Source organism: Bacillus sp. TH13, assembly GCF_016651175.1.
In the GTDB taxonomy this organism is placed as follows: Bacteria; Bacillota; Bacilli; order Bacillales; family Bacillaceae_G; genus Bacillus_A; species Bacillus_A thuringiensis_S.
In genome coordinates, this window is the sequence record NZ_JAEKEJ010000025.1 from 2192058 (window position 1) to 2211693 (window position 19636).

Sequence of the window (19636 nt, forward strand, 5' to 3'; positions counted from 1 at the left end):
AGGATTATTAATATGTATACATTAATTATTCCGGCAGCCGGCCAAGGAAAGCGGATGGGTGCTGGCAAAAATAAGTTGTTCTTACTTATAAACGAAGTACCGATTATCGTTCATACATTACGTGCTTTTGAAAGAGATAAAGCGTGCAAAAGTATTGTTATGGCAATTAACGAAGAGGAACGCCCGTATTTTGAAGAATTAATGCAGAAGTATCCGATTGAAAAACAGGTACAATTTATTCAGGGTGGAGCCGAAAGACAAGATAGTGTATATAACGCGATTCAGCATGCGAGTGATGTTGAATACATTCTTGTACATGACGGAGCGCGCCCATTCGTAACGAATAAAGTGATTCAAGACGTATTAACAGCAGCAGAAAAATATGGAGCTTCCATTTGTGCAGTGCCAGTAAAGGATACAGTTAAGAAAGTAGAGCAAGGTGTTGTTGTCGAAACGGTAGAACGATCTCAGCTTAAGGCTGTACAAACACCGCAAGGGTTCTCTGTTTCTCTTTTGTTAGAAGCTCATAGAAGTGCAAAACAGAGCTGTTTTCTTGGTACAGATGATGCAAGTCTCGTGGAACGTATTGGTAAGCAAGTAGGTGTAGTAGAGGGGAGTTACTATAATATTAAAGTGACGACTCCAGAGGATTTACTAATTGCTGAAAGTTTCCTTCATGTTCAGAAAAAATAGCCGTGATGGTGTATAACAAAGGAAAGCTCGGCAATGGCCGGGCTTTTCTTTGTAGGGATATCAATATAATATAGAGTCATAAAGCTCAGTGGTTTAGCTCAAGGAGGATGTAAAGAATGTTTCGAATTGGACAAGGTTTTGATGTGCATGAATTTGCGGAAGGTAGACCGTTAATTATTGGCGGAATTACAATTCCACACGAGAAAGGATTAATCGGTCATTCAGATGCAGATGTATTGTTACATACGATTGCTGATGCATGTTTAGGTGCCATTGCAGCAGGAGATATTGGAAAGCATTTTCCTGATACAGACCCAGCTTTTAAAGATGCAGATTCAGCTGTATTGTTACAAAAAGTTTGGGAATTTGTGCGTGAACAAGGTTACGAGTTAGGGAACTTAGATTGTACAATTATTGCTCAAAAGCCAAAAATGGCACCGCATATTGAAAGTATGCGTAAACGTATTAGTGAACTGTTAGAAACATCTATAGATAACATTAATGTAAAGGCAACAACAACAGAAAAATTAGGATTTACAGGTAGGGAAGAAGGAATTGCTTCTCAAGCAGTGGTATTATTACAGAAAAAATAATGGTTTTTAATTCGTAAGATGGATAATCACATTTTTTTGTTGTACAATTATAGAATGTGTAGACATTAAGAATGGAAGGTGTACCAATTATGGAAAAGCAAGTGAGAGTGCGCTATGCGCCAAGTCCAACAGGACACTTACATATCGGAAATGCGCGTACGGCATTATTTAATTATTTATTTGCTCGTCATTTAGATGGCAAGTTTATTATTCGTATTGAAGATACTGATGTAAAACGTAACGTGGCTGGTGGAGAAGAAAGCCAATTAAAATACTTGAAATGGCTCGGTATGGACTGGGATGAAGGTGTTGATGTTGGTGGTGAATTTGGACCATATCGTCAAACAGAGCGTTTAGATATTTATAAAAAATTATATCTAGATTTATTAGAGCGTGGTTTAGCTTACAAATGTTATATGACAGAAGAAGAGCTAGAAGCAGAGCGTGAAGGACAAATTTCTCGTGGTGAAACACCTCGTTATGCAGGTAACCACCGTGATTTAACTGAAGAACAAATGAAAGAATTTGAAGCTGAGGGACGTATTCCAAGTATTCGTTTCCGTGTACCAGCTGATCGTGATTACACATTTAAAGATATCGTAAAAGATGAAGTAGCATTCCATTCAAATGATTTCGGTGATTTCGTTATCGTGAAAAAAGATGGAATTCCAACTTATAACTTTGCGGTAGCAGTAGATGATCACTTAATGGAAATTACACATGTACTTCGTGGTGATGACCATATTTCAAATACGCCAAAACAAATGATGATTTATGAAGCTTTCGGTTGGGATATCCCGCAATTTGGCCATATGACTTTAATTGTAAATGAAAGCCGTAAAAAATTAAGTAAGCGTGATGAATCTATTATTCAATTTATTGAGCAATATAAAGAGCTTGGATATCTTCCAGAAGCAATCTTTAACTTTATTGCACTACTAGGTTGGTCGCCGGTAGGAGAAGAAGAAATCTTCTCTCAAGAAGAGTTTATCAAAATGTTCGATGCAGCTCGTTTATCAAAATCACCTGCATTATTTGATTCTCAAAAATTAAAATGGATGAACAACCAATATATGAAAAAGCAAGATTTAGATACGGTGGTAGAATTAAGCTTACCGCATCTAGTGAAAGCTGGACGTATAGGTGAAACTTTAAGTGAACAAGAGCAAGCTTGGATTCGTGATGTAATTGCGTTATATCATGAACAAATGAGTTTTGGAGCTGAAATTGTAGAGCTTTCTGAAATGTTCTTCAAAGATCATGTTGATCATGAAGAAGAAGGACAAGAAGTATTAAAAGGTGAACAGGTACCAGAAGTACTTCGTGCATTTGCTGGTCAAGTAGAAGCACTAGAGGCGATGGAACCAGCAGCAATTAAGGCAGCTATTAAAGCAGTTCAAAAGGAAACAGGTCATAAAGGTAAAAACTTATTTATGCCAATCCGTGTCGCAACTACTGGTCAAACACATGGGCCAGAGCTTCCTAATGCTATTGCACTTCTTGGAAAAGAAAAAGTTTTAAATCGTCTTCAAAAAGTAATTGGTTAACATTTTCTAGGTTTAGAAATATAATAAGTATACTTAAAACCTAATAAGGAAAAGCGACGAGAAGGAGAAGTAGAAAATCAGGCTTTTTACAGAGAGAACCACCTTTAGGCTGGAAGTGGTTTATAAGCGGGTTTTTGAAATGCCCCTTCGAGTCTTCTGCTGAACAGCAAAATGTTTTGTGAAACATCTTAAGGCGTTAAAGTAAGCAGAAGCGGTGTACACCGTTATCAGAGATGAGTTTGAGGCTTTTTTAGCCTAAACAGAGTGGAACCGCGCTTAAAAGGCGTCTCTGTCAATATGACAGAGGCGTCTTTTTTTATACCGTAAAACTGGGTATGAGTATAAATTTTATCTACGTGTATAAAGATTTAGGGAGATAAGTAGGGAGTTAGTTCACTCGAAAAAGCAGCCCATAAAGGGGAGGGAACATCGATGTTTAAGAGGCTTCGGGAAGATATTGAAGTCGTTTTTGAACAGGATCCAGCGGCAAGAGGTTATTTCGAAGTCATTTTAACTTACTCTGGATTACATGCAGTTTGGGCTCATCGAATTGCACATGCTTTTTATAAAAGGGATTTTTTCTTTCTTGCACGTTTTGTTTCGCAAGTTAGTCGTTTTTTTACTGGCATTGAGATTCATCCAGGAGCAACTATTGGTCGACGCTTTTTCATAGACCATGGAATGGGAGTTGTAATTGGAGAAACTTGTGAAATTGGTGATAATGTAACAATTTATCAAGGGGTTACATTAGGTGGTACAGGAAAAGAAAAAGGCAAGAGGCATCCAACAATTCAGGATAATGTATTAATTGCGACGGGTGCTAAAGTCCTTGGTTCTATTACTGTGGGAGAGAATTCTAAAATCGGGGCAGGGTCTGTCGTATTAAAAGAAGTTCCTGCACATTCTACAGTTGTAGGTATACCTGGCCGAGTCGTTATTCAAAATGGAGTGAAGATTGGTCAAGAATTAAATCACTCTGACCTTCCGGATCCAATTTTTGATAAATTAAAGGCTATGGAAGTAGAACTTGATAAATTGAAGAAACAACTGGAAGTAAAGGTAGAAAGGAAGGATAAAAATGACTATTCACATTTATAATACGTTAACACGTCAAAAAGAAGAGTTTGTTCCATTAGAAGAAAATAAGGTAAAGATGTATGTATGCGGACCTACAGTTTATAATTACATTCATATTGGCAATGCAAGACCCCCTATGGTATTCGATACAGTACGTCGCTATCTAGAATATAAAGGGTACGATGTGCAATACGTATCGAACTTTACGGACGTAGATGATAAATTAATTAAAGCGGCAAATGAATTAGGTGAAGATGTACCGACAATTGCTGATCGTTTTGTTGAAGCGTACTTTGAAGATGTAACAGCGCTAGGTTGCAAACACGCAACAGTTCATCCTCGTGTAACAGAAAATATGGATATCATTATTGAATTTATTCAAGAACTTGTGAATAAAGGGTATGCATACGAATCAGAGGGTGATGTGTACTTTAAAACGAAGGAATTCGAAGGTTACGGTAAATTATCACATCAACCAATCGCAGATTTACGTCACGGTGCGCGTATTGAAGTAGGAGAAAAGAAACAAGACCCTCTTGATTTTGCTTTATGGAAAGATGCTAAAGAAGGAGAAATCTTCTGGGAAAGCCCTTGGGGGAAAGGTCGTCCAGGCTGGCATATTGAATGCTCGGCAATGGCACGTAAATACTTAGGAGATACAATCGATATTCATGCTGGTGGTCAAGACTTAGCATTTCCTCATCATGAGAATGAAATTGCGCAGTCTGAGGCGTTAACTGGAAAAACATTTGCACGTTATTGGATGCACAATGGATATATTAATATTAATAATGAGAAGATGTCTAAGTCATTGGGGAACTTTATTTTAGTTCACGATATCATTAAGCAATATAATCCGCAGTTAATTAGATTCTTTATGCTATCGGTACATTACCGTCATCCAATTAATTTCAGTGAAGAGTTATTACAAAGCACAAATAACGGACTGGAAAGAATTAAGACGGCTTATGGTAACTTAAAACATCGTATGGAAAGTAGTACCGATTTAACAGACCATAATGAGAAATGGTTAGCGGAACTGGAAAAATTCCAGACTGCATTTGAAGAAGCGATGAATGATGACTTCAACACTGCTAATGCAATCACTGAGTTATATAATGTGGCAAATCATGCGAATCAATATTTACTGGAAGAACATACGTCTACAGTGGTAATTGAAGCATACGTAAAACAACTTGAAACATTATTTGATATTTTAGGGTTAGAATTAGCGCAAGAAGAGTTGCTTGATGAAGAAATTGAGGCACTTATTCAAAAACGCATTGAAGCTCGTAAAAATCGTGATTTTGCATTATCAGATCAAATTCGCGATGACTTAAAAGACCGTAATATTATTTTAGAAGATACCGCTCAAGGTACAAGATGGAAAAGAGGATAAGAATGATTGATGCAAAGCAATTAAACAGCTTGGCGTTAGCGTATATGGGTGATGCGGTATATGAACAATATATCCGCTATCACCTCCTTGAAAAAGGAAAGGTTCGCCCTAATCAATTACATCGCTTAGGGACGAGCTTTGTTTCAGCAAAAGCACAGGCGAAAGTTGTTTATCATTTATTAGAGACGTCGTTTTTGACAGAGGAAGAAGAGGCGGTATTAAGAAGAGGACGTAATGCAAATTCAGGTACAGTTCCGAAAAATACGGATGTACAAACATATCGACATAGTACAGCCTTTGAAGCGCTAATTGGTTATCATCATTTATTAAATAACCGTGAAAGATTAGACGAAATTGTATATAAGGCAATTGCAGTTTTAGAAGAAAAGGAAGGGGGCACATCATCATGAGTAGTGAATATATTATCGGACGTAACCCTGTAATTGAAGCGTTACGATCAGGCAGAGATATTAATAAAATTTGGATCGCAGAAGGTGCTGCCAAAGGACAAGTGCAGATTGTACTAGCGTTAGCGAAAGAAAATAAGGTTATTTTACAACACGCACCAAAGAAAAAGTTAGATCAATTAGTTGAGGGTAATCATCAAGGTGTAATTGCTCAAGTAGCTGCATATCAGTATGCGGAGTTAGAAGATTTATTCAAAGTGGCAGAAAAACGTAATGAAGATCCATTCTTCTTAATTTTAGATGAGATTGAAGATCCGCATAACTTAGGTTCTATTATGCGTACTGCTGATGCGACAGGAGCTCATGGGATTATTATTCCAAAGAGAAGGGCTGTGGGGCTTACAGCGTCAGTTGCGAAAGCATCAACAGGAGCAATTGAATACATTCCTGTTGCACGCGTAACGAACTTATCCCGTACAATTGATGAATTAAAAGAACGTGGACTTTGGATTGCTGGTACAGATGCCAAAGGAAAAACGGATTATCGTAATTTAGATGGTAAAATGCCGATTGGGTTAGTAATTGGTAGCGAAGGAAAAGGTATGAGCCGTATTATTGGTGAAAAGTGTGATTTCCTAATCACTCTACCGATGGTTGGTAAAGTTACATCCTTAAATGCTTCCGTAGCCGCAAGTTTGTTAATGTATGAGGTATATCGTAAACGTCACGAAATTGGTAAATAAAAGATGAACGATATTTTAATCGTTGACGGTTACAACATTATCGGAGCTTGGGGAGATTTGAAGAAACTGCGGGATGTAGATTTACAATCATCAAGAGATGCACTTATTGATAAGATGGCGGATTATCAAGGTTATACAGGCACAAAAGTGATGATAGTCTTTGATGCCTATACAGTACATGGTATTGAAAAAAAGATGAAACAATCTCGTGTGGAAGTAATATTCACACGAAAGAATCAAACTGCAGATGAAAAGATAGAGCAACTTGCGATAGAGCTTAGAAATATAAATACACGAATATATGTTGCGACTTCTGATTACACGGAACAATGGGTTATATTTGCGCAAGGTGCCCTTCGGAAATCTGCCCGTGAATTAGAGTTGGAAGTACAGGCAATGGAGCAACAAGTAAGAAGGCGTACAAAAGACACGAAAGAACAGCAACCCGCCATGCGAAAGATATTCAGTAAAGATATTACAGAAAAATTAGAAAAATTAAGAAGAGGAGAGCGTTGAAGCATTGACGCTCTTTGTCTTTTTACTGTATAATATTGCTAAATAAATAGCGGTCGGAGGGATCAAGGTGGAAGCAGGCTTCGTAAGTGTAGGCGACGTTACATTTCGTGATTTAGAGGATGAGGCAATCGTTGAGTTAGTTCGAAAAGGTAATACTGACGCTCTAGAATATTTAATTCACAAATATAAGAACTTTGTTCGCGCGAAATCAAGATCTTACTTTTTAGTGGGTGCCGATCGAGAAGACATTGTTCAAGAAGGTATGATAGGGTTGTTTAAAGCAATTCGTGATTATAAAGAGGACAAGCTGTCTTCATTCAAAGCATTTGCTGAACTGTGTATCACTCGACAAATTATTACCGCTATTAAAACGGCAACAAGACAAAAACATATTCCCTTAAATTCATATGTGTCTTTAGATAAGCCGATTTACGATGAGGAATCTGATCGAACATTATTGGATGTTATTTCTGAAGCGAAGGTAACTGATCCTGAAGAGATGATTATTAGCCAAGAAGAATATACAGACATAGAATCAAAAATATCAGAATTATTAAGCGATTTAGAAAGAAAAGTACTTTCTTTATATCTAGATGGGCGTTCTTATCAAGAGATTTCAGAACAGTTAAACAGACATGTGAAATCTATTGATAACGCTTTACAGCGGGTGAAGAGGAAATTGGAACGATATATGGAAATGCGAGAAAGTACAACTTTAAATTCATAACAAATAACAAGTGCAACAGGTGTAAAATAAATCACCTGTTTTCTTTTGTAGAGCGTACAAAATGCATGTCATTGACATTGTCTTTTATTGTATGATACATTTTTAGGGACATAATGTTACAAGGTTGGTGTAACTAATGAGGAAAAAAGTTGTACTCTCATGTGAAGAGTGTAAAAATCGAAACTACTCTACTATGAAAGATACGAGCTCGATAGAGCGACTTGAAATAAAAAAGTTTTGTAAAACATGCAATCAGCATACAGTTCACAAGGAAACAAAATAAATAATTGAAATAATACACTGGAGGTCCCGCAGATGCGTTTAACGAACTTTTTCGGCGATGTAGGTCGTGAAATGAAAAAAGTAAGTTGGCCTAAAAAAGATGAATTACTCCGCTCAACAGCGACTGTTGTTGCTACAGTTGTGTTCTTTGCGATTTTCTTCGCAGTAGTTGATATGGGCATTTCTTCTTTAATTCGGTTAATTCTTGGTTAATTCTTGAATAAGAAGCACTTATCCATGATATAATGTTATTTATAAGAACTGTGTAAAAGCCCGGTGAACGGGTTTTTTCATTTGCGCAAAAAAATGTACGTCAGGGAGGGAAGGACGCTCGTCCTAAATGAATGGAAAAAAGTTGGTATGTTGTCCATACTTATTCTGGATATGAAAATAAAGTAAAAGCAAACCTAGAGAAGCGTGTAGAATCAATGGGTATGCAAGATAAAATTTTCCGTGTTGTTGTCCCGGAAGAAGTAGAAGTAGAAATGAAAAACGGAAAAGAAAAATTAATGAAAAGAAAAGTGTTCCCAGGTTATGTATTAGTAGAATTAATCATGACTGATGATTCTTGGTATGTTGTACGTAACACGCCGGGTGTAACTGGGTTCGTTGGTTCTTCTGGTTCTGGATCTAAACCATCACCTCTATTGGAAGAGGAAGTTGTTACCATTATGAAACATATGGGAATGGACAACGAAGTGGTTGATTTCGACTTTGAACTTCATGAGACAGTACGTGTAAATGAGGGGCCATTCGCAGATTATACAGGTGCTATTGAAGAAATTGATGTGGAGAAGAAAAAGGTTAGTGTACTTGTGGACATGTTTGGTCGCGAGACTCCAGTTGAACTTGACTTCCATCAAATTGAAAAATTATAAAATGAAACTTGAAATGAATTGTAAAAAGTGATAATATCTTTTAAGTCAGTACGTCTTCATTATCGGAGGCGTTTTTTGAAAGATTTTATCCTTACAGATAAAATATGACGTGGGAGGGCAAATCACTGTCCAATTGACCACATCACGGACTTAAGGAGGTGTGTCTCGTGGCTAAAAAGGTAATTAAAATGGTAAAGCTTCAAATTCCTGCAGGTAAAGCTAACCCAGCTCCACCAGTTGGTCCAGCATTAGGACAAGCAGGTGTTAACATCATGGGCTTCTGTAAAGAGTTTAACGCTCGTACAGCAGATCAAGCTGGTCTTATCATCCCTGTTGAAATTACGGTATTTGAGGACCGTTCATTCACTTTCATTACTAAAACTCCTCCTGCTGCTGTTCTTCTTAAGAAAGTAGCTGGTATTGAGTCTGGTTCTGGTGAACCAAATCGTAATAAAGTGGCAACTGTTAAGCGTGATAAAGTACGCGAAATCGCTGAAACTAAAATGCCTGACCTAAACGCTGCTAGCGTAGAAGCTGCAATGCGTATGGTTGAAGGTACTGCACGCAGTATGGGCATCGTTATCGAAGACTAATTCGATTTGTTTTTAAAAAAGGTTGCGGGTCTGGAATTCCAATTCGCAACCTTTATTATCGTAAATGATTATCGTTTTTAAATAAATGGATGGCGCTCATCCTCAGGTTATACCTGAAAACAGGCGTAAACGTGGGAGGTTATTCCGCTAAAACCACATTCGAGGAGGAAATAAAAATGGCTAAAAGAGGTAAAAAGTACGTAGAAGCTGCAAAGCTTGTTGACCGTGCAGCTGCTTACTCTGCAACAGAAGCAGTAGAATTAGTAAAGAAAACAAACACAGCTAAATTTGATGCAACTGTAGAAGCTGCATTCCGTTTAGGTGTTGACCCTAAGAAAGCTGACCAACAAATCCGTGGTGCAGTTGTTCTTCCGCACGGTACTGGTAAAGTACAACGTGTATTAGTGTTCGCTAAAGGTGAAAAAGCTAAAGAAGCTGAAGCTGCTGGAGCTGACTTCGTAGGCGATACTGATTACATCGGTAAAATCCAACAAGGTTGGTTCGATTTCGATGTAGTAGTAGCAACTCCTGACATGATGGGTGAAGTTGGTAAACTTGGTCGCGTATTAGGACCTAAAGGTTTAATGCCAAACCCTAAAACTGGAACAGTTACTTTCGATGTAACTAAAGCTGTTAACGAAATCAAAGCTGGTAAAGTTGAATACCGCGTTGATAAAGCTGGTAACATCCACGTTCCAATCGGTAAAGTATCTTTCGAAGATGCTAAATTAGTAGAAAACTTCAAAACAATTGCTGATACTTTATTAAAAGTTAAGCCATCTGCTGCAAAAGGTACTTACATGAAGAACGTAACAGTTGCTTCTACAATGGGACCTGGCGTACGTGTAGACGTTTCTACATTAGCGTAAAAATTGGAAGTTGACTTCATAAAGAAGATTTAATATAATCATTTATGTTGTGAATTTAAATAGTGTACCGTAGACAGTAGGTGTCAATAGACTTAATTTCCTACCTAGGTGTTAATATACGAAACGGAATTTTTTTCTGTGACTATATGCCTCCATGTCTACAAGTTGGGCATGGAGGTTTTTAGTGCACTTTCGGTACATCTTCTATATAATCTACAGGAGGTGTAATAACATGAGCAAAGTAATCGAAACTAAACAACAAGTTGTAACTGAAATCGCGGACAAACTTCGTGCTAGTAAATCTACAATCGTTGTTGACTACCGTGGTTTAACAGTTTCTGAAGCAACAGAATTACGTAAGCAATTACGTGAAGCTGGCGTTGAGTTCAAAGTTTACAAAAACTCTCTAACTCGTCGTGCTGCAGAATCTGCTGAAATGGCTGAGTTAAACGAATTCTTAACAGGACCAAACGCAATCGCGTTCAGTAACGAGGATGTAGTTGCTCCTGCGAAAGTATTAAACGACTTCGCTAAAAATCATGAAGCTTTAGAAATTAAAGCGGGCGTAATCGAAGGTAAACTTGTAACACTTGATGAGGTTAAAGCAATCGCTACTCTTCCATCACGTGAAGGCTTACTTTCTATGCTTCTTAGCGTTCTTCAAGCTCCAATCCGTAACCTTGCACTTGCTACTAAAGCAGTTGCAGAACAAAAGGAAGAGCAAGGCGCTTAATTTTTTAAAAGATAATTACGTATTATCGATAAAACAATACAAACCTATTTAAGGGAGGATATTTACAATGACTAAAGAACAAATCATTGAAGCAGTTAAATCTATGACTGTATTAGAACTTAACGACTTAGTAAAAGCTATCGAGGAAGAATTCGGCGTAACTGCTGCTGCTCCTGTAGCTGTTGCTGGTGGCGCTGGAGAAGCTGCTGCTGAGAAAACTGAATTTGATGTGGAACTAACTAGCGCTGGTGCACAAAAAATCAAAGTTATCAAAGTTGTTCGTGAAATCACTGGTCTTGGCTTAAAAGAAGCTAAAGAATTAGTTGACAACACTCCAAAAGTAATCAAAGAAGCTGCTGCTAAAGAAGAAGCTGAAGAAATCAAAGCTAAACTTGAAGAAGTTGGCGCTGCTGTAGAAGTTAAGTAATTAACTTTTGATGCTTTAAAAAAAGCTCGCTCTCATGCGAGCTTTTTTTTTAACTGTAAAGAAGAGAGGTGGCCATATGGCAGACCATTATTTTTCTAACGACCCTTCTAGTAAAAGTGATCGTAAGCGATGGGAATTTGCACTTCGTGGATCTCAATTTACTTTCTTATCCGACCGTGGGGTGTTCTCGAAAAACGAAGTGGACTTTGGTTCCCGTCTTTTAATTGAAGCGTTTCAAATGCCAGATATTAAAGGTAATATATTAGATGTAGGTTGCGGATACGGTCCTATTGGTTTGTCGCTAGCGAAAGAGTTCCAAGGTCGTGAAGTTCACATGGTGGATGTGAATGAAAGGGCGCTTGGGCTTGCGAAAGAAAACGCCGCTAATAACAAAATCGAGAATATACGTATTTTTCAAAGTAGCGTCTATGAAAATGTAGATGGCAAGTATGCTGCTATTCTATCTAACCCTCCAATTCGTGCGGGTAAAGATGTCGTACATGAGATTTTAGAAAAAGCTGTGGAGTATTTAGTTCCAGGTGGAGAACTTTGGATTGTTATTCAAAAGAAGCAAGGTGCACCATCTGCGCTGAAAAAACTAGAGGAAGTATTTTCTGAAGTTGAGGTTGTAGAAAAGAAAAAAGGATATTATATCATAAAATCAAAAAAACGTTGACGGTTATTTTTGGCTATGTTAACATTATACAATGCCAATATATGATTTTCTGCGTTGAGAAAGATGTATATTTTTGTTTCTCTTGGAAAAGATAGTAAAATCAGCAGATTATGAAACAGAATGATGGTTTTCTTATAGAAGCCATTTTTCTTTTTTGAGCAGGTAGAAAGACTCAACGTATTTATCTTTAAGAGAAAAAGACTACGCTAATAGCAGTAGTTGTATTTATTTGTGATTTTGCACAAATTTTTTTGTGCATTTATAATACTCATGATTTGAGGGGTGAAGCAGTTGACAGGTCAACTAGTTCAATACGGACGCCACCGCCAACGAAGAAGTTATGCCCGTATTAGTGAAGTATTAGAGTTACCAAATCTTATCGAAATTCAAACCTCTTCTTATCAGTGGTTTCTTGATGAGGGTTTGCGAGAAATGTTCCAAGACATTTCTCCGATTGAAGACTTTACGGGAAATCTATCGCTTGAATTTATCGACTACAGCTTAGGTGAACCTAAATACTCTGTAGACGAATGCAAAGAGCGTGATGTGACGTATGCAGCACCACTTCGTGTAAAAGTGCGTCTAATCAACAAGGAAACTGGTGAAGTAAAAGAACAAGATGTGTTCATGGGAGATTTCCCACTCATGACAGAGACTGGAACATTCGTAATTAACGGTGCAGAACGTGTTATCGTTTCCCAGTTAGTTCGCTCTCCAAGCGTATACTATAGTGGCAAAGTGGATAAAAACGGAAAACGTGGTTTTACTGCTACTGTAATTCCAAACCGCGGAGCTTGGTTAGAGTATGAGACAGATGCTAAGGATGTTGTATATGTGCGTATTGACCGTACGCGTAAACTTCCTGTAACTGTTTTGTTACGCGCATTAGGGTTTGGCTCTGATCAAGAAATCACCGAGCTTTTAGGTGATAACGAATACTTAAGCAACACATTAGAAAAAGACAACACAGATAGCACAGAAAAAGCATTGCTTGAAATTTATGAGCGTCTACGTCCTGGTGAACCACCAACAGTAGAAAATGCTAAGAGCTTACTTGTGTCTCGTTTCTTCGATCCAAAGCGCTACGATTTAGCAAATGTAGGTCGCTATAAGATCAACAAGAAGTTACACATTAAAAACAGATTGTTTAATCAACGTTTAGCTGAAACATTAGTGGATCCAGAAACTGGTGAAATTTTAGCGGCAGAAGGAACAATCTTAGATCGTCGTACACTTGATCGCATTTTACCTTACTTAGAGAAAAACATTGGATTCAAAACAGCGAAACCAATGGGTGGAGTGGTAGAAGGCGATGTTGAGCTGCAATCTATTAAGATTTATGCTCCTGAGTCAGAAGGCGAACGCGTAATTAATGTAATTGGTAATGCAAACATTACTCGTGATGTGAAACACATCACACCAGGTGATATCCTTGCTTCTATCAGTTACTTCTTCAACCTACTATACAAAGTAGGGGATACAGATGATATTGACCATTTAGGAAACCGTCGTCTGCGTTCTGTTGGAGAACTATTACAAAATCAATTCCGTATCGGTCTTTCTCGTATGGAACGTGTTGTTCGTGAGAGAATGTCGATCCAAGATACAAATGCAATTACACCACAGGCACTAATTAATATTCGTCCTGTTATTGCATCTATTAAAGAGTTCTTCGGAAGTTCTCAGTTATCTCAGTTCATGGACCAAACAAATCCATTAGCGGAGTTAACTCACAAACGAAGACTATCTGCATTAGGACCTGGTGGTTTAACGCGTGAGCGCGCAGGGTTTGAAGTACGTGACGTTCATTACTCCCATTATGGTCGTATGTGTCCGATTGAAACACCAGAGGGACCAAACATTGGTTTGATTAACTCATTATCTTCGTTCGCGAAAGTAAATGAGTTTGGTTTCATTGAAACACCATACCGTCGTGTTGACCCAGAAACTGGTCTTGTAACAGGGCATGTTGATTATTTAACAGCAGATGAAGAAGATAACTATGTTGTAGCCCAAGCGAATATGAAATTATCTGATGAAGGTGAATTCCTAAGTGAAGATATCGTAGCTCGTTTCCGTGGCGAAAATATTGTCACAAATAGAGAACGCATCGACTACATGGATGTATCTCCAAAACAAGTAGTGTCGGCAGCGACAGCTTGTATTCCGTTCTTAGAAAACGATGACTCTAACCGCGCACTTATGGGAGCGAACATGCAACGTCAGGCGGTTCCGTTAATGAATCCGGAATCTCCGATTGTAGGTACAGGTATGGAGTACGTATCAGCAAAAGACTCGGGTGCTGCAGTAATCTGTAAACATCCTGGTGTTGTTGAGCGCGTAGAAGCACGTGAAGTTTGGGTACGTCGCTATGTAGAAGTTGACGGTCAAACAGTAAAAGGCGACTTAGATCGCTACAAAATGCAAAAATTCATTCGTTCTAACCAAGGAACTTGTTACAACCAACGTCCAATCGTAAGTGTTGGAAATGAAGTTGTAAAAGGTGAAATCCTTGCGGATGGTCCTTCTATGGAATTAGGTGAACTAGCACTTGGACGTAACGTGCTTGTTGGCTTCATGACTTGGGACGGTTATAACTACGAGGATGCGATCATCATGAGTGAGCGCCTTGTAAAAGATGATGTGTACACTTCTATTCATATTGAAGAATATGAATCAGAAGCTCGTGATACGAAGCTTGGACCAGAAGAAATTACACGTGACATTCCAAACGTTGGGGAAGACGCATTACGTAACCTTGACGAGCGCGGTATTATTCGCGTTGGTGCTGAAGTAAAAGATGGAGATTTACTTGTTGGTAAAGTAACACCTAAAGGTGTAACAGAATTAACAGCTGAAGAACGTCTATTACATGCTATCTTTGGAGAAAAAGCGCGTGAAGTACGTGATACATCACTACGTGTACCACACGGTGGTGGCGGTATTATCTTAGACGTAAAAGTATTCAACCGTGAAGATGGCGATGAATTGCCACCAGGCGTGAATCAACTTGTACGTGCATATATCGTTCAAAAACGTAAAATTTCTGAAGGTGACAAGATGGCCGGACGTCACGGTAACAAAGGTGTTATTTCTCGTATTTTACCAGAAGAAGATATGCCTTACTTACCAGACGGTACGCCAATCGATATCATGTTAAACCCATTAGGGGTACCATCTCGTATGAATATCGGTCAGGTATTAGAGCTTCATCTTGGTATGGCAGCAAGATACCTGGGCATTCACATTGCAACACCAGTATTCGATGGTGCTCGTGAGGAAGATGTTTGGGGCACAATTGAAGAAGCTGGTATGGCAAATGACGCGAAAACAATCCTGTATGACGGACGTACTGGTGAACCATTCGATAACCGCGTATCTGTTGGTGTCATGTATATGATCAAACTTGCGCACATGGTTGACGATAAACTTCATGCTCGTTCTACTGGACCATACTCACTTGTAACGCAGCAACCTCTTGGAGGTAAAGCTCAGTTCGGTGGACAGCGTTTCGGTGAGATGGAGGTTTGGGCACTTGAAGCTTACGGTGCTGCTTATACTCTTCAAGAAATCTTAACAGTGAAGTCTGATGATGTTGTTGGACGTGTTAAGACTTATGAAGCAATTGTTAAAGGCGAAAATGTTCCAGAACCAGGCGTTCCTGAATCATTCAAAGTATTGATTAAAGAGCTGCAAAGTTTAGGTATGGACGTTAAAATGATGTCTAGCGACGATACAGAAATTGAAATGCGTGATACAGAAGATGACGATGATCATCAATCAGCAGATAAATTGAATGTCGAAGTTGAGACAACTAAGGAATAATTGGGATAACCTGTAGACTAAAAGGGAGGTAGGCCCCTTGATAGATGTAAATAACTTTGAATATATGAAGATTGGACTTGCTTCACCTGACAAGATTCGTTCTTGGTCATACGGTGAAGTTAAGAAACCAGAAACTATTAACTATCGTACGTTAAAGCCTGAAAAAGATGGCTTGTTCTGTGAGCGTATTTTCGGACCACAAAAGGACTGGGAATGTCATTGCGGAAAATACAAACGTGTACGTTATAAAGGTGTAGTTTGTGATCGATGTGGCGTTGAAGTAACGCGTGCAAAAGTACGTCGTGAACGCATGGGTCATATTGAATTAGCTGCTCCTGTATCTCATATTTGGTATTTCAAAGGTATCCCGAGCCGCATGGGACTTGTCTTAGACATGTCCCCTCGCGCGCTTGAAGAAGTAATTTATTTCGCTTCTTATGTTGTAACAGAAAGTGGAGATACACCACTTGATAAGAAGCAATTACTTTCTGAAAAAGAATACCGTGCATATCGTGATCGATATGGTAGCACATTCCAAGCTGCTATGGGTGCAGAAGCGATTAAAAAGCTACTACAAGACATCGATTTAGATAAAGAAGTAGACTTCTTAAAAGAAGAATTAAAAACAGCACAAGGACAACGCCGTACTCGTGCTATTAAACGTCTAGAAGTATTAGAAGCATTCCGTAACTCTGGAAATGAACCATCTTGGATGATCTTAGATGTGCTACCAGTAATCCCACCAGAACTACGCCCAATGGTACAGTTAGATGGTGGACGTTTTGCTACTTCTGACTTAAACGACTTATATCGTCGTGTAATTAACCGTAACAACCGTTTAAAACGTCTATTGGACCTAGGTGCTCCAAGCATCATCGTTCAAAACGAAAAACGTATGTTACAAGAAGCTGTAGACGCATTAATCGATAATGGTCGTCGTGGCCGTCCAGTTACTGGACCAGGTAACCGCCCATTAAAATCACTATCTCACATGCTTAAAGGTAAACAAGGACGTTTCCGTCAAAACTTATTAGGTAAACGTGTTGACTACTCTGGCCGTTCTGTAATCGTTGTAGGACCGAACTTAAAGATGTACCAGTGTGGATTACCGAAAGAAATGGCGCTTGAACTGTTCAAACCTTTCGTTATGAAAGAGTTAGTTGGAAAAGGGTTAGCACACAATATTAAGAGTGCGAAACGTAAAATTGAGCGTGTACACCCTGAAGTTTGGGACGTTTTAGAATCTGTGATTAAAGAGCATCCAGTACTTCTAAACCGTGCACCAACACTTCACCGTCTTGGTATCCAGGCGTTTGAACCTACATTAGTAGAAGGTCGCGCAATTCGTCTTCATCCACTTGTATGTACTGCATACAACGCGGACTTTGACGGTGACCAAATGGCGGTTCACGTTCCGTTATCATCAGAGGCACAAGCAGAAGCTCGTATTCTTATGTTAGCGGCACAAAACATCTTGAATCCAAAAGACGGAAAACCAGTTGTTACTCCATCTCAGGATATGGTATTAGGTAACTACTACTTAACACTTGAGCGTGAAGGCGCAATCGGTGAAGGTATGGTCTTCAAAGATGCAAACGAAGCAATACTTGCATACCAAAATGGATATGTACATCTGCACACACGTGTTGCAGTTGCTGCAAGTTCAGTAAATAACGTAACGTTTACTGAAGAGCAAAAGGGTAAGCTTCTATTAACAACAGTTGGTAAATTAATATTTAACGAAATCTTACCAGAGTCGTTCCCTTATATTAATGAACCGACAAACTCAAACCTTGAAAAAGAAACACCAGCGGAATATTTCGTTGAAAAAGGTGCGAACATTAAAGAAATTATTGCTAGTCGCGAAGAAGTGGCACCATTTAGCAAGAAGATCCTTGGTAACATCATTGCGGAAGTATTCAAACGTTTCCAAATTACGGAAACATCTCGCATGCTTGACCGTATGAAAAACTTAGGATTTAAGTACTCTACAAAAGCTGGTATTACAGTTGGGGTATCTGACATTCTTGTATTAGGTGAAAAAGATGAAATTCTCCATGAAGCACAGGCAAAAGTAGATAATGTAATTAAACAATTCCGTCGCGGTTTAATCACGGAAGAAGAACGTTACGATCGCGTTATCTCTATTTGGAGTAATGCAAAAGATGTTATCCAAGGAAAACTGATGAAATCCTTGAATAAACGCAACCCAATCTTCATGATGAGTGATTCCGGTGCCCGTGGTAACGCATCGAACTTTACTCAGCTTGCTGGTATGCGTGGTCTGATGGCCAATCCATCTGGTCGTATTATCGAACTTCCAATTAAATCAAGTTTCCGTGAAGGTTTAACAGTACTTGAGTACTTCATCTCTACGCATGGTGCGCGTAAAGGTCTTGCCGATACAGCACTTAAAACTGCCGATTCTGGTTACTTAACACGTCGTCTTGTAGACGTTGCACAAGATGTAATTGTCCGTGAAGATGATTGTGGAACAGATCGTGGTCTATTAATTGGTGCGATTAAAGAGGGTAATGAAGTAATTGAGTCACTATATGATCGTCTTGTTGGACGTTTTGCAAGAAAAACTGTAAAACATCCTGAAACAGGTGAAGTATTGGTTAGTGAAAACCAATTAATTACTGAAGATATCGCTCATATCGTTGAAAATTCGGGTGTTGAAACTGTAAACATTCGTTCAGCGTTCACGTGTAACACTCGCCATGGTGTATGTAAGAAGTGTTACGGTCGTAACTTAGCAACTGGTACAGACGTAGAAGTAGGAGAAGCGGTAGGTATTATCGCAGCTCAATCTATCGGTGAGCCAGGTACACAGTTAACGATGCGTACATTCCATACAGGTGGGGTTGCCGGAGATGATATCACTCAAGGTTTACCTCGTATCCAAGAGATCTTCGAAGCTCGTAATCCGAAAGGTCAGGCAGTTATCAGTGAAATCGACGGTGTTATCGCAGCGATCAACGATGTTAAAGATCGCCAAGAAGTAGTTGTACAGGGTGAAGTTGAAGCTCGTACGTATGCTATTCCTTACGGTGCTCGTCTGAAAGTAACTCCAGGACAGCCAATTAGCCACGGTAAAGAGTTAACAGAAGGGTCTATTGATCCGAAAGAATTACTAAAAGTAACGGACATTACAGCAGTACAAGAATACTTATTACGTGAAGTTCAAAAAGTATACCGTATGCAAGGGGTAGAAATTGGTGACAAACACGTAGAAGTAATGGTACGCCAAATGCTACGTAAAGTTCGTGTAAGTGATGCAGGTGAAACAGATGTATTACCAGGAACATTACTAGATATCCATCAGTTTACTGATGCGAATGCGAAGGTGTTACTGAAAGGTAAACAACCAGCGACAGCTAGACCTGTTCTACTTGGTATTACAAAAGCTTCACTTGAAACAGATTCGTTCTTATCTGCAGCTTCGTTCCAAGAAACAACTCGTGTTCTAACGGATGCAGCAATTAAAGGTAAACGCGATGAGCTTCTAGGATTGAAAGAGAATGTTATTATCGGTAAGCTTGTTCCTGCTGGAACAGGTATGAATCGTTATCGTAAAGTGGATCTTGTAAAAACAACACAAGATAACATGAATGTAGAAAACGATGAAGTTTATGTGGAACAGTAAAA

19 protein-coding genes and 2 other annotated features are annotated in these 19636 nt (G+C 38.9%); all 19 genes read left to right on the forward strand.

The annotated features are described in order from the left end of the window. Positions 1–12 precede the first annotated feature (12 nt). The 19 genes from ispD (at position 13) to rpoC (ending at position 19634) form a co-directional block, all read left to right on the forward strand. Complete coding sequence (ispD, locus tag JFU02_RS19690) at positions 13–693, forward strand: 2-C-methyl-D-erythritol 4-phosphate cytidylyltransferase (RefSeq protein ID WP_098838554.1); 681 nt, start codon at positions 13–15, stop codon at positions 691–693. Between the two features lie 116 nt (positions 694–809). Next, complete coding sequence (gene ispF, locus JFU02_RS19695) at positions 810–1286, forward strand: 2-C-methyl-D-erythritol 2,4-cyclodiphosphate synthase (protein WP_000488386.1); 477 nt, start codon at positions 810–812, stop codon at positions 1284–1286. 89 nt (positions 1287–1375) lie between these two features. Beyond that, positions 1376–2833: a glutamate--tRNA ligase gene (gene gltX, locus JFU02_RS19700; RefSeq protein WP_000415149.1), complete on the forward strand. Its 1458-nt coding sequence runs from the start codon at positions 1376–1378 to the stop codon at positions 2831–2833. A gap of 47 nt (positions 2834–2880) precedes the next feature. Continuing rightward, positions 2881–3127, forward strand: a binding site (T-box leader). Between the two features lie 138 nt (positions 3128–3265). After that, entirely contained in the window at positions 3266–3931 is a 666-nt protein-coding gene (cysE, locus tag JFU02_RS19705) for a serine O-acetyltransferase (RefSeq protein ID WP_000476495.1), read from the forward strand. Next, on the forward strand, positions 3912–5309 hold the full coding sequence (gene cysS / locus JFU02_RS19710; protein ID WP_000152282.1) for a cysteine--tRNA ligase: 1398 nt from the start codon (positions 3912–3914) through the stop codon (positions 5307–5309). Before cysE ends, cysS begins: the two co-directional genes overlap by 20 nt. Positions 5310–5311: 2 nt before the next feature. Then, on the forward strand, positions 5312–5719 hold the full coding sequence (locus tag JFU02_RS19715) for a Mini-ribonuclease 3 (RefSeq protein WP_086405935.1): 408 nt from the start codon (positions 5312–5314) through the stop codon (positions 5717–5719). Beyond that, positions 5716–6459, forward strand: coding sequence for a 23S rRNA (guanosine(2251)-2'-O)-methyltransferase RlmB (rlmB, locus tag JFU02_RS19720; RefSeq protein ID WP_000093762.1), 744 nt, complete (start codon positions 5716–5718; stop codon positions 6457–6459). The genes JFU02_RS19715 and rlmB overlap by 4 nt, the downstream gene beginning before the upstream one ends. A 3-nt stretch (positions 6460–6462) precedes the next feature. Next, positions 6463–6975, forward strand: coding sequence for an NYN domain-containing protein (locus JFU02_RS19725; protein WP_000997887.1), 513 nt, complete (start codon positions 6463–6465; stop codon positions 6973–6975). 67 nt (positions 6976–7042) lie between these two features. Then, a complete protein-coding gene (locus JFU02_RS19730) occupies positions 7043–7702 on the forward strand; it encodes an RNA polymerase factor sigma-70 (RefSeq protein ID WP_000387198.1) in 660 nt (219 codons plus the stop codon). Positions 7703–7838: 136 nt separating this feature from the next. Next, positions 7839–7985, forward strand: a complete 147-nt coding sequence (gene rpmG, locus JFU02_RS19735) for a 50S ribosomal protein L33 (RefSeq protein WP_014481927.1) — start codon at positions 7839–7841, stop codon at positions 7983–7985. Between the two features lie 32 nt (positions 7986–8017). Beyond that, positions 8018–8197: a preprotein translocase subunit SecE gene (secE, locus tag JFU02_RS19740; RefSeq protein ID WP_001241323.1), complete on the forward strand. Its 180-nt coding sequence runs from the start codon at positions 8018–8020 to the stop codon at positions 8195–8197. Between the two features lie 131 nt (positions 8198–8328). Beyond that, positions 8329–8862: a transcription termination/antitermination protein NusG gene (nusG, locus tag JFU02_RS19745; RefSeq protein WP_000415794.1), complete on the forward strand. Its 534-nt coding sequence runs from the start codon at positions 8329–8331 to the stop codon at positions 8860–8862. A 167-nt stretch (positions 8863–9029) separates the two neighbouring features. Then, complete coding sequence (rplK, locus tag JFU02_RS19750) at positions 9030–9455, forward strand: 50S ribosomal protein L11 (RefSeq protein ID WP_001085872.1); 426 nt, start codon at positions 9030–9032, stop codon at positions 9453–9455. A gap of 176 nt (positions 9456–9631) precedes the next feature. Then, complete coding sequence (rplA, locus tag JFU02_RS19755; RefSeq protein WP_002084079.1) at positions 9632–10324, forward strand: 50S ribosomal protein L1; 693 nt, start codon at positions 9632–9634, stop codon at positions 10322–10324. Positions 10325–10373: 49 nt separating this feature from the next. Beyond that, positions 10374–10517 (forward strand) — a sequence feature (ribosomal protein L10 leader region). A 39-nt stretch (positions 10518–10556) separates the two neighbouring features. Further along, positions 10557–11057 (forward strand): 50S ribosomal protein L10, encoded by a 501-nt coding sequence (gene rplJ, locus JFU02_RS19760; protein ID WP_000048717.1) that lies wholly within the window; start codon positions 10557–10559, stop codon positions 11055–11057. Positions 11058–11124: 67 nt separating this feature from the next. Further along, positions 11125–11484, forward strand: a complete 360-nt coding sequence (rplL, locus tag JFU02_RS19765) for a 50S ribosomal protein L7/L12 (protein WP_000159736.1) — start codon at positions 11125–11127, stop codon at positions 11482–11484. Between the two features lie 76 nt (positions 11485–11560). Next, positions 11561–12160: a class I SAM-dependent methyltransferase gene (locus JFU02_RS19770; RefSeq protein ID WP_000763260.1), complete on the forward strand. Its 600-nt coding sequence runs from the start codon at positions 11561–11563 to the stop codon at positions 12158–12160. 291 nt (positions 12161–12451) lie between these two features. Then, positions 12452–15985: a DNA-directed RNA polymerase subunit beta gene (gene rpoB, locus JFU02_RS19775; protein ID WP_000147553.1), complete on the forward strand. Its 3534-nt coding sequence runs from the start codon at positions 12452–12454 to the stop codon at positions 15983–15985. A 37-nt stretch (positions 15986–16022) separates the two neighbouring features. Beyond that, positions 16023–19634 carry a DNA-directed RNA polymerase subunit beta' gene (rpoC, locus tag JFU02_RS19780; RefSeq protein ID WP_000567944.1) on the forward strand — a complete coding sequence of 1204 codons (3612 nt, stop codon included), beginning with the start codon at positions 16023–16025 and terminating at the stop codon, positions 19632–19634. The last annotated feature ends 2 nt before the right edge of the window (positions 19635–19636 follow it).

Coding starts and splice junctions, on each gene's coding strand:
- ispD (WP_098838554.1), top strand. CDS start 13: ATGTATACATTAATTATTCCGGCAGCCGGCCAAGGAAAGCGGATGGGT.
- ispF (WP_000488386.1), top strand. CDS start 810: ATGTTTCGAATTGGACAAGGTTTTGATGTGCATGAATTTGCGGAAGGT.
- gltX (WP_000415149.1), top strand. CDS start 1,376: ATGGAAAAGCAAGTGAGAGTGCGCTATGCGCCAAGTCCAACAGGACAC.
- cysE (WP_000476495.1), top strand. CDS start 3,266: ATGTTTAAGAGGCTTCGGGAAGATATTGAAGTCGTTTTTGAACAGGAT.
- cysS (WP_000152282.1), top strand. CDS start 3,912: ATGACTATTCACATTTATAATACGTTAACACGTCAAAAAGAAGAGTTT.
- JFU02_RS19715 (WP_086405935.1), top strand. CDS start 5,312: ATGATTGATGCAAAGCAATTAAACAGCTTGGCGTTAGCGTATATGGGT.
- rlmB (WP_000093762.1), top strand. CDS start 5,716: ATGAGTAGTGAATATATTATCGGACGTAACCCTGTAATTGAAGCGTTA.
- JFU02_RS19725 (WP_000997887.1), top strand. CDS start 6,463: ATGAACGATATTTTAATCGTTGACGGTTACAACATTATCGGAGCTTGG.
- rpmG (WP_014481927.1), top strand. CDS start 7,839: ATGAGGAAAAAAGTTGTACTCTCATGTGAAGAGTGTAAAAATCGAAAC.
- secE (WP_001241323.1), top strand. CDS start 8,018: ATGCGTTTAACGAACTTTTTCGGCGATGTAGGTCGTGAAATGAAAAAA.
- nusG (WP_000415794.1), top strand. CDS start 8,329: ATGGAAAAAAGTTGGTATGTTGTCCATACTTATTCTGGATATGAAAAT.
- rplA (WP_002084079.1), top strand. CDS start 9,632: ATGGCTAAAAGAGGTAAAAAGTACGTAGAAGCTGCAAAGCTTGTTGAC.
- rplJ (WP_000048717.1), top strand. CDS start 10,557: ATGAGCAAAGTAATCGAAACTAAACAACAAGTTGTAACTGAAATCGCG.
- rplL (WP_000159736.1), top strand. CDS start 11,125: ATGACTAAAGAACAAATCATTGAAGCAGTTAAATCTATGACTGTATTA.
- JFU02_RS19770 (WP_000763260.1), top strand. CDS start 11,561: ATGGCAGACCATTATTTTTCTAACGACCCTTCTAGTAAAAGTGATCGT.